The organism is Pseudomonas sp. NBRC 111133 (assembly GCF_001320605.1).
Lineage (GTDB): Bacteria > Pseudomonadota > Gammaproteobacteria > Pseudomonadales > Pseudomonadaceae > Aquipseudomonas > Aquipseudomonas monteilii.
Genome location: NZ_BCBJ01000151.1, coordinates 1 through 9329 on the forward strand (window position 1 = coordinate 1; position 9329 = coordinate 9329).

10 protein-coding genes are annotated in these 9329 nt (G+C 56.3%); 7 read left to right on the plus strand and 3 right to left on the minus strand.

Annotated features, from left to right (window positions below):
• From umuC to APH36_RS29190, 5 genes are all read left to right on the plus strand, one after another.
• Nucleotides 1-1167, plus strand: a 1167-nt coding sequence (gene umuC / locus APH36_RS29170; protein ID WP_060501672.1) for a translesion error-prone DNA polymerase V subunit UmuC, incomplete at its 5' end; no start/stop codon positions are given.
• Between the two features lie 291 nt (nt 1168-1458).
• Nucleotides 1459-4245, plus strand: a complete 2787-nt coding sequence (gene ligD / locus APH36_RS29175) for a DNA ligase D (RefSeq protein WP_082426473.1) — start codon at nt 1459-1461, stop codon at nt 4243-4245.
• Nucleotides 4246-4249: 4 nt separating this feature from the next.
• The gene (locus APH36_RS29180; RefSeq protein ID WP_009681432.1) at nt 4250-4474 is read left to right on the plus strand and encodes a DUF2188 domain-containing protein; all 225 of its coding nucleotides are present in this window, start codon (nt 4250-4252) and stop codon (nt 4472-4474) included.
• Nucleotides 4471-4905 (plus strand): hypothetical protein, encoded by a 435-nt coding sequence (locus tag APH36_RS29185; RefSeq protein WP_060501674.1) that lies wholly within the window; start codon nt 4471-4473, stop codon nt 4903-4905. The genes APH36_RS29180 and APH36_RS29185 overlap by 4 nt, the downstream gene beginning before the upstream one ends.
• Nucleotides 4906-4988: 83 nt before the next feature.
• Nucleotides 4989-5399 (plus strand): response regulator, encoded by a 411-nt coding sequence (locus tag APH36_RS29190; protein WP_024652014.1) that lies wholly within the window; start codon nt 4989-4991, stop codon nt 5397-5399.
• Between the two features lie 32 nt (nt 5400-5431).
• Here the strand turns inward: APH36_RS29190 and APH36_RS29195 are convergent, their stop codons facing one another.
• Complete coding sequence (locus tag APH36_RS29195) at nt 5432-5809, minus strand: response regulator (RefSeq protein WP_060501677.1); 378 nt, start codon at nt 5807-5809, stop codon at nt 5432-5434.
• A gap of 183 nt (nt 5810-5992) precedes the next feature.
• On the opposite strand from APH36_RS29195, the gene APH36_RS29200 reads away from it, so the two are divergent.
• Nucleotides 5993-7540 (plus strand): sensor histidine kinase, encoded by a 1548-nt coding sequence (locus APH36_RS29200; RefSeq protein ID WP_060501679.1) that lies wholly within the window; start codon nt 5993-5995, stop codon nt 7538-7540.
• Nucleotides 7541-7916: 376 nt separating this feature from the next.
• Here APH36_RS29200 and APH36_RS29205 read toward each other — a convergent pair whose 3' ends face one another.
• On the minus strand, nt 7917-8135 hold the full coding sequence (locus APH36_RS29205) for a general stress protein (RefSeq protein WP_004573951.1): 219 nt from the start codon (nt 8133-8135) through the stop codon (nt 7917-7919).
• Between the two features lie 136 nt (nt 8136-8271).
• Nucleotides 8272-8724, minus strand: a complete 453-nt coding sequence (locus APH36_RS29210) for a response regulator (RefSeq protein ID WP_009681427.1) — start codon at nt 8722-8724, stop codon at nt 8272-8274.
• A 267-nt stretch (nt 8725-8991) separates the two neighbouring features.
• Between APH36_RS29210 and APH36_RS29215 the strand changes: the two genes are divergently transcribed.
• Nucleotides 8992-9270 carry a hypothetical protein gene (locus tag APH36_RS29215; RefSeq protein ID WP_060501681.1) on the plus strand — a complete coding sequence of 93 codons (279 nt, stop codon included), beginning with the start codon at nt 8992-8994 and terminating at the stop codon, nt 9268-9270.
• The last annotated feature ends 59 nt before the right edge of the window (nt 9271-9329 follow it).

Genomic DNA, 9329 nt, shown 5'->3' on the forward strand with positions numbered 1-9329 from the left:
AACGATGGCTGTGTGATAGCTCGCTCGGCGGATGCCAAGCCTTTCGTGAAGATGGGTGAGCCGTACTTTCAGATAAAGGACAAGCTCCGTAAGCATGGCATCGTGGCGTGCTCGTCGAACTATGAGCTCTACGGCGATATGAGTGAGCGCGTCATGACTGTCATTGAGTCCATGGTGCCGGCAGCTGAGGTCTACAGTATCGACGAGGCCTTCGCTGAGCTCACGGGTATGTCTGGAGATCTAGAGCGGCTGGGCAGGCAGATTCGAGCCGAGGTATACCGGCGCACGGGGATCCCAGTCGGCGTCGGTATTGCCTCGACGAAGACCTTGGCGAAGCTAGCCAATCATGCTGCCAAAAAATGGCAGAGCCATACCGGTGGCGTTGTTGATCTGCGCGATGAAGTGAAGCGCAACTGGGTGCTCAAGAAATGCGCTGCAGGAGATGTTTGGGGCATTGGCCGTCGTCTCTCCGCCCACCTGGCGGCTATGGATATCCGTACTGCGTGGGAGCTTGCACATGCCGACGCCTGGTCGCTCAGAAAGCAGTTCAACGTTGTGCTGGAGAAGACTGTACGCGAGCTTGGTGGTACCACCTGTCTGGAGCTAGACGAGCCCGATCCCCCCAAGAAAGAAATTTGCTGCAGCCGCATGTTCGGTACCCGGCTCACTGAGCTGGCCCCTATCAAGGAGGCAGTGGCGACCTACACGTCTAGGGCTGCCGAGAAGCTTCGTGCGCAGCAGTCGCTCTGCAAGCGTCTACGCGTCAGCATCCGCACCGGCATGTTCAATCCCGATGAGGCGAAGTATGCCAACGGCGTTCTTGTCGAACTACCGTACCCAACGGATGACACGCGTTTGCTGACAAAGGCTGCGCAGGAGGGGGTAGAGAGGGTTTACCGGGAGGGCTACCGCTACAGCAAGGCTGAAGTCCTTCTGCTCGACCTCAGCCAGCGTAACGAGATCACAGGTGATCTGTTTGCGGTTGCACAGCCAGTCGCCAGTGAGAGGCTTATGGGCGTGCTTGACGCGGTGAATGGCCGGTGGGGAAGGGGAACGATGCGTTTGGCGAGTGTGCCTGTCGATCCCGCTTGGGGAATGCGCCGGCAGATGATGAGCCAAAGCTTCACGACACGGGTTAATGAGCTCTGGACTGTTTACTGCAAATAGAGCTGGGGCATGAGCAAGGCAGGGCTTCCAGTTCCCTGGCCATAAGCAACTTATCGGTTGTCTTCAGTCATGCCGCTGTCTTCGTACTGCACTACTTGCAAACCTTCATGGATGTCGCTGCGATCAATTAGAAATAGTTTCCGAGATCGAGCACACGGTCAAATGATCATTCTCTTCACATGCTGAACCACAGAGCACGGTGGCTAATCGAATGAGAATCCAGCTACCAGCCTCGGCCAACTGATCCTTCCTGCACCGAGGGCTGCCCATTGCAACCCAGAGGATCGTTCCATGGATGACATCACCTTGGCTTTCCTGACCTTCAGCGTCGACCATCCGGAAGCGGTTGGGCAGGTACAAGTCCTTACGGAGGCGAATGCCTTGGAGGCCGGTGAATCCCTGCCGTCGCTGCGAGATACCATGATTTCGCAAATTCTGGAGGCAGAGGCTAAGCAACGTAATATTTCACTGAAGGCATTGATACTGGAGCTCACCGGCCAATCGAGCCAAGTGGCAGAGGAACCGGACACGGTTCCAAGCCTAGAAAAGTACAACCAGATGCGCGACTTCGGTGCCTCGCCTGAGCCTTCAGGGGCATCCAAGGTCACGACACGAAGCAAACGCACAGAGCTCCAGGCTCTGCAGTTTTGCGTGCAAAAACACGACGCCACTAGGCTCCATTACGACTTCCGCCTTGAGCTAAACGGCACGCTCAAGAGCTGGGCTATACCGAAAGGGCCCTGCTTCGATCCGAAGGTGAAGCGGCTGTCGGTGCATGTCGAAGACCATCCGCTCGACTACGCCACCTTTGAAGGAACAATTCCCAAAGGGCACTACGGTGCCGGCGAGGTGATCGTCTGGGATCGCGGTATCTGGATCCCTCAAGGTGATCCGGACGAGGCCTACCGCAAAGGCCGACTCAAGTTCGAACTGCAGGGCGAGAAGCTGTCAGGCCTGTGGAATCTGGTTCGAACCAGTATCGAAGGCAAGCAGGAGCACTGGTTTCTCATCAAACATCAGGACGAGTCGGCCAGACCGCTCGCTGAGATTGATGTCGTGGCAGAGCAACCGAACAGCGTGCTCAGCGACCGAACCGTCATCCCCAGGAAACGAGGCAAGTCGAAATCCTCATCGCCCAGTGCGTCACCAGATCAAGTCGAGCCGCTTCCAACGGCTCATGCAGTGCCGGCAGACCTTCCTGAGAAGCTGGCACCGCAGTTGGCCACGCTCGTCGAGTCGAGTCCGCAGGGCAGTGAGTGGCGCTTCGAAATCAAGTTCGATGGCTATCGCATGCTCTGCCGAGTCGAGGGTGACGAAGTGCGCCTGCTCACTCGAAATGGACATGACTGGACTGACAAGCTGCCGAAGCTGGCCGCAGCAATCAAGCAGCTCGGTTTGGAAAGCTCCTGGCTCGATGGTGAGATTGTCGTCCCGAACGCTGATGGCGTACCCGATTTCCAGCTGCTGCAGAACGCGTTCGACGCGGGCAAGAGCCAGGGCATCATCTATTACCTGTTCGACCTTCCGTACCTCAACGGCGCTGACCTGCGCCTGGTGCCTGTGGAGCAGCGGCGAGCCGCTCTCAAACAGGTGATGGAAAGCAATGAACATCCCTTGCTTCGATTCTCGGACGACTTTACCGAGGACGTCGATGCGCTCATGAACAGCGCCTGCCAGATGAAGATGGAGGGACTGATTGGGAAACGCTCGGGTAGCCCCTATGTATCAAGGCGCAGCGATTCGTGGATTAAGCTCAAGTGCAAGCATCGCCAGGAATTCGTGATCGTTGGCTTCACCGATCCGAAAGGTGCTCGCAGTGGCTTTGGAGCATTGGTGCTGGCCCTGACTAATAAGGACAGCGGAGAGCTTCGGTACGCCGGCAAGGTCGGCACTGGATTCACCGAGTCGACCCTCGCCACCATCTTGAAGAAGCTGCTGCCTTTGGAGCAGAAAAGGGTGCCGGTGGCGAATCCGCCAAAGGGTGTCGACGCCAAGGGCATCCATTGGTTGAAGCCTGAGCTCCTGGCTGAGGTCATGTTCGCTGAGATCACCTCGGATGGTGTGGTGCGACATGCCGTCTTCCATGGCATCCGCACTGACAAGCCCGCTAAGGACATCACGGAAGAGAAGCCGGCGCCCGCGCCGAAAAAAGCGACATACGCCAAAGCGGAGGCGACCAAACCAACAAGCAGTAAGGTTAGGATCACGCACCCCGAGCGCGTCATCGATCCCAGCAGCGGCCTCACAAAGCGTGATCTGGCCGAATACTATGCCCAGGTCTCACCTTGGCTTTTGCCGCACCTGAAAGATCGTCCCATTGCGCTCTTGCGAGCGCCTGAAGGCATCACAGGTGAGCTGTTCTTCCAGAAGAATGCTGATCGCCTAGCGATACCCAACATCACGACCGTGCCGAAGGCTGAGGCAGGCAAAGCCGGCATGGTGATCAACAGCGTCGAAGCTCTGGTCGGGGCGGTGCAGATGAGCACCATTGAGCTGCACTCCTGGAACGGCACAACCGCTCGCATTGATCAGCCTGATCGCTTCGTCCTCGATCTCGATCCAGATCCTGCTTTGCCTTGGAAGGCGATGGTCGAGGCCACACAACTCACCCTGGTGGTGCTGGATGAACTAGGCCTGCAGTCCTTCCTGAAGACCAGCGGAGGGAAGGGTATCCACATCATGGTGCCGCTTACTCCGGAGGCTTCATGGGAAGAGGTGAAGTCGTTCAGCCAGGCGGTGGTGAAATACATCGCCAAGCTCATTCCAGATCGATTTTCGGCTGTGCTCGGCCCGAAAAATCGCATCGGCAAAATCTTCATCGACTATTTGCGAAACGCTAAAGGCGCTACGACGGTCAATGTCTATGCGGCCAGGGCTCGTGAAGGGCTACCTGTATCTGTCCCGATTTACCGAGAGGAGGTCGCCGAGCTCAAGTCCGCAGCGAGGTGGAACATCACCAACCTCCAGGAGCGTCTGGATGAGCTCGGCGGTGATGATCCTTGGGCGGAACTGGCCAGTACGAAGCAGCTCATCACGTCAGAGATGAGACAGCGGATCGGCATGAAACAGAAGGAGTAGAACGATGGACAACTACCACGTAAGCCCTACAGCAGAAGGTTGGGAGCTCAAGAAGGCTGGAGCTGAACGGGCTTCGAAACGCAGTACCACCAAGCAGGAGCTGGTGAGCTCATTGTCTGAGTTCTTCGAAGGTAAAACCGCCTCGGTGAAAATCCACAAGGCCGACGGCACCATCGAGGAGGAGCGTACCTACCCCCGCTCAGATGACCCGCGTCGTAGCAAAGGTTGAAGGACATAACTGCCCGTGACCTCGGCATAGAGGTCGCGGATGACCTTGGCCTGTTCAGATGGTTGCTGGCAAGTTTTCTCATGGGCAAGCCCATCCGCTCAACCGTGGCTGTAAAGGCATACCGAATCCTCGTCCATGAGCAAGGCCTGGATACGCCGCAGAAGCTTGTCCAAATCTCTCATTCGGTACTTGTCAGATTACTCGGTCAGGCCGGGTATACGCGATACGACGAATCCACCGCCCGACGGTTGCATGCCCTTGCCAACAAGGTTGAGGTGGAACTGGCTGCCCAACTTGAGGCACTGCCGGGAGCCACAGGCATTGAGGGTTTTAAACGCTGGCTAATGGAGTTTGAAGGTATAGGCCCTAAGACGGTGGAGATATTCCTGCGCGAAGGTCGGGCCCATTTGACGACGTTGGTAGGCCGCTGAGCAGAGGGTGGCCTATAGCCCCCATCGACGTGCGGACACATGAGTGAAACACTCGGTGATTGGACTATGGACTGGAGTAGCTGATGAGGCTCGACATCAAGGGTTTGTCGCTGTCAGGGAAGACAGTGATCGTCATAGAAGACGATCCGACGCTTCGAACCTTGCTGGTGGAAATTCTTAGCGAATTGGGCGCCGCCTGCGCTGCATTCGATAACGCCGAAGATGCCTTGATCAGCATGTTGAGCCTTAAAGATGAATGCTCGCTGATCGTTGTGGATCACGGCGTACCTGGAAGCATTCAGGGAATGGAATTCATCTCCATGGCCCATGAGAGGTGGCCTGGGCTGCCAGCGATTCTGACCTCGGGCTATCAGCTGGACGCGTCGCAGGTGACCCCGCCTGTTATCTACCTGTTCAAGCCATGGTCGATTGATCAGCTAGCAGACGCAATATGTAAGGCACTCAGCGTTGCTTCCGTAGATACAGGCGAGTGAGTGATTAGGCATCTGCGCCCCCAATGGTTTGCTTAAGCCTCGATGGCGGGCAGGGTTACCAGCTTGTTAATCAGCGAGGCCAGATCGGTAATCCCCCACGGTTTGGGCAGGAATGCCGCCCTCACCGGAAGTAAATGGGTATCGATGATTGCGTGTCCTGACGTCAAAATCACGGGTAGGGTAGGCCACCTGCGCCAAATAACGTGCGCCAGACCTAATCCGTCCATGCTGCCAGGCATGTGGATATCGCTCATTACCAATGCAGGGGTTTCTTCATGCGAAAGGTGGTGAAGCGCCTCGTCAGCATTTGCCGTGGACGTAATGGTTACCGCGTAAAGTGACGAGAGACTCTCTACGGTGAGGTCTCTGAGTAGTTCGTCGTCTTCTACGATCAAAATGGTTTTGGTCATGCGTCGTTAGCTCGCCTCTGGTATGCGTTAGGGCGTCTCGGCCATACGACGTTGCTCCGAAGCGATGAGTGGTGGGCCAAGCGTCGCATGGCATTAGCGGCTATCGTAGGAGGGCGTCAAGCGAACCGCCTTCACGCTCTGCCCGGTTTTCGGGGCGTATACCGTCAATCTGAAGGGAAGACTATGCAGCAGCTGCCAGCTGACGAAACCATACGAGCGGCCTTGAAGAAGACCCACATTCGCCTGCACCGCCAACATGAACTGGTGGTGGAGTTCGGCGTGATGTCCTTGAAAGTGACTGACCTGGATGTGTTGTTGACCCATGCCTGTGAAGTCGTCGCTGAAGGGATGAGCACTCGCTTCGCCAAGGTGCTGCAGCCGGCTGAGGAGGGGGAAGGCTTCATCTTGTCACACGGTGTGGGCTGGGACGCTTCTGACATCGGTCAGGCTACCGTGGGTGCCGATGAAGCAAGCCCGGCAGGCTATGCATTGGCAACCTACAGGCCAGTGCTCTCGAACCATCTGGGCATGGAGCACCGGTTCCGAACACCGGAGCTGCTGAAGAAATACGGAATCGAAAGGGCTATCAACGTCCCGATCCGGGGCGTACTTAGCCCCTTTGGCGTTCTCGAAGCCGATAGCAGTGACGGGGACGATTTTGTAGAGAGCGATCTCGTATTTTTGGAGGGTATCTCGAACGTCATTTCCATGGCCCTTGAGCGAATATCTGCGGGAGCAGATATCCCTCTTCCCGATCCGTATTCGGAAACACTTCTGAACGCTAGTCCCGACTGGGTCGAGATCCTGACTTCAAGTGGCGAGATCGAGTTCATGAACGAAACCGGGCTACTCTTCCTGGCTACCCAGCTGGCGGATGTAAAAGGCCAGAGGTGGCAAGACTTGTGGCCCGAGGAGTCTCGCTCACTTGTTTGCGAGGCTATGGGAAAGGTCAGCAGCGGGGAAACCGCTCGATTCGAGGCCTATCACCCCATCTCTGCAGATGATCCAAAATGGTGGGACGTGACGGTGGCGCCGATCCTCGGAGTGGACGGCAAGGTCGAGCGAATGATTGCCGTATCGCGAGATATCACCGAGCGTCATCAATATGAAGCTCAATTGCTGTCGCTCATCGAGGCCCAGAATAGCCAGCAAAACCGAAGCGACCTCTATCTCGAAGAGATCCACCATCGCGTCAAGAACAGCCTTCACCTGGTAAACACACTACTCTTGCTGCAGGCCAATCTCACGCCTGATGCAGCGGTCAAATTGCAACTTGAAACCGCCGCAGGCCGAGTGGTGACCATTGCCACGGTTCACGAGCGGCTGTACCAAGCTGCCGAAGAACAAGAACTTCGTGCTCGTGACTACCTCACTGCTCTGCTGGGGGATCTGGGCAGGGCTTTGGCTGACCGGAAAATTGCGCTGGAGGCTGACGACTTCGTATTGCCTCCAGAAAGAATGGCGCCCTTGGGACTGGTGATTTCTGAACTGATCACGAATGCCCTCAAGTATGGCAAGGGCGACATTGAGGTGGCCGTCAAGCATGCCGGCGACCATGCGCTACTCACCGTCAGGGATGAGGGCGACGGCTTCCCTGATAATTATCCTAAGCCGACAGGTACAGGGCTTGGCATGCGATTGGTCAAAAGCTATTCCGGTTACGGTAGCGCGGCAGTGGAGGTTGATCGGCAGGATAGTAAAAGTTGTATCCATGTACGCTTCAAACTCTAGGCGCGCCTGCACACACCGATGGCACTTAGCCAAATGCGTATGGTCGTAATCAGGCTGATTCGAGACCTGGCATCATCATTGGAGGAGTAGGGTATGCGTAACTGGGGATGGCTGATGACTGCGGTAGGTTACGCTGGGCTTTCAGGAATGTTAGCCATAATCGGCGTTGCGGTTTCAGGGTTTCACAACCTCACTAGCGAGATGCTAGGGGTGAGCCTGTTGCTAGCGGCAGCGTCATTAGCGCTGGTGTTCGTTGGTGGTCGTCTTCGAGCGAGAGGCAAACCCTTGTTGCCCATTTCGCTGTCTTCTTGAGACCGCTTTCATTTTCTCAAAAAGTGGCCAGAGTGCCATGCACCCCGGCCAGGCTCATTTCAAGTTACCGGTTTTCACTACCGCGACCGCCGCCGTGGCTGTTTTGCCCGCCTTTACGGCCCGCCTCGGAGGCACGCTCACGGTCGTTGGCAAAGTTGCCGCCTGAGCTCTGCCCGCCTTTGCGACCTGCCTCCGACGCTTTCTCGCGATCATTGGCAAAATTGCCAGGATTGTTCTGAGCAGTACCACCTTGATGGCCACGATTGGTTTGGTTGTTAGCCATGATCTTTCACCTCATGTCGTCACACAGGAAAGTCTGTGTTCAACTCGGACGTCCTGGGGCGGGGTGTTTACTCAGTGGGTTTTGGCCAAGGCCGACGGGTTGCGCGAAAGAACCGGTGCAGGCGTGTGTGGCGTCCTTAAGCTTTGTTCGCGAACGTTTGGGAAAGATCAAGCTTGGCAGACGCCGACCTTCCACCCCCGTCGGCGTGGTTAAGCTGAGCGCAGAGCAGTTCCTGGAGCTGGGTTATTGGCCACGGCTTAGGAAGGAACTCCGCACCTGGCGGCAACACTCTCCCTGCAAATTCGTAGTATCCGCTCATGACAATGATGCGCGTCTGAGGTTTTTGCTGGCTTGCCATCCAGGCAAGATCAACCCCATTGAGTAAACCAGGCGTTTGTACATCCGTTATCAGCAGCGTCCAATCTTGCTTCCTCAACGCCTCATTACCGTCATCGGCAGTCGCCACCGCTGTCACCATGGCCCCCCATTCTTCCAGGTACAGGGTCAAAAGCTCTCGAATCATGGGTTCGTCCTCAACGATGAGAACAGTTGGGCGAATTATCTTCGCAGCGGAAAGCAGCTCTTTCATACGTGTACTCGGACATGCGGCTGCAGGAAGGGAGGGACATCCAGGTCTGCTTGCTTTCTTCCAGCAAGACGTAGCAGCGCGCCATCACTACGACATCGCCAGCGTTCAAAAAATTCACTTCAACTTGAGTCAGTGCCATCCATTCCCATCCGTGAGCGGATCTATAACGGGGGGGACCATCTGGACGCATCCATGCCGCTGACACCGCCCTACTGAACCTCTGCAATCTGCGTGACTCAACCCTCCATCAGCATATGAGGCCTCCTGATGCGCACACTCGAGAAAAACCTGTCTGCCGCCCAATTGCTGAAACTCAATTGTTTGGCGGTTTGGTATCGGGTGCTTGAAGACAGGGCATTGCGCATGGACTCGCCTGACGATTATCACGAGGAATTGCTTCGCCAAGCCGATGAGATGGATCGTCGAGGGATTATCTGCTGGCAGGAATGGCGCGATCTTCGTCTGGAGGCTGACGCTGCTTACTTGAGAGCGGTAGCAGGGGAGGACTATCGCCCGGTTAATCCCACGAGCTCGTCAGCAAAGTAGGGATCGAACGTGATCTCGCAATGAAACCATGCTCATTCTCGGTACGCAGACCTCCTCTA

Coding starts and splice junctions, on each gene's coding strand:
- ligD (WP_082426473.1), top strand. CDS start 1,459: ATGGATGACATCACCTTGGCTTTCCTGACCTTCAGCGTCGACCATCCG.
- APH36_RS29180 (WP_009681432.1), top strand. CDS start 4,250: ATGGACAACTACCACGTAAGCCCTACAGCAGAAGGTTGGGAGCTCAAG.
- APH36_RS29190 (WP_024652014.1), top strand. CDS start 4,989: ATGAGGCTCGACATCAAGGGTTTGTCGCTGTCAGGGAAGACAGTGATC.
- APH36_RS29195 (WP_060501677.1), bottom strand. CDS start 5,809: ATGACCAAAACCATTTTGATCGTAGAAGACGACGAACTACTCAGAGAC.
- APH36_RS29200 (WP_060501679.1), top strand. CDS start 5,993: ATGCAGCAGCTGCCAGCTGACGAAACCATACGAGCGGCCTTGAAGAAG.
- APH36_RS29205 (WP_004573951.1), bottom strand. CDS start 8,135: ATGGCTAACAACCAAACCAATCGTGGCCATCAAGGTGGTACTGCTCAG.
- APH36_RS29210 (WP_009681427.1), bottom strand. CDS start 8,724: ATGAAAGAGCTGCTTTCCGCTGCGAAGATAATTCGCCCAACTGTTCTC.
- APH36_RS29215 (WP_060501681.1), top strand. CDS start 8,992: ATGCGCACACTCGAGAAAAACCTGTCTGCCGCCCAATTGCTGAAACTC.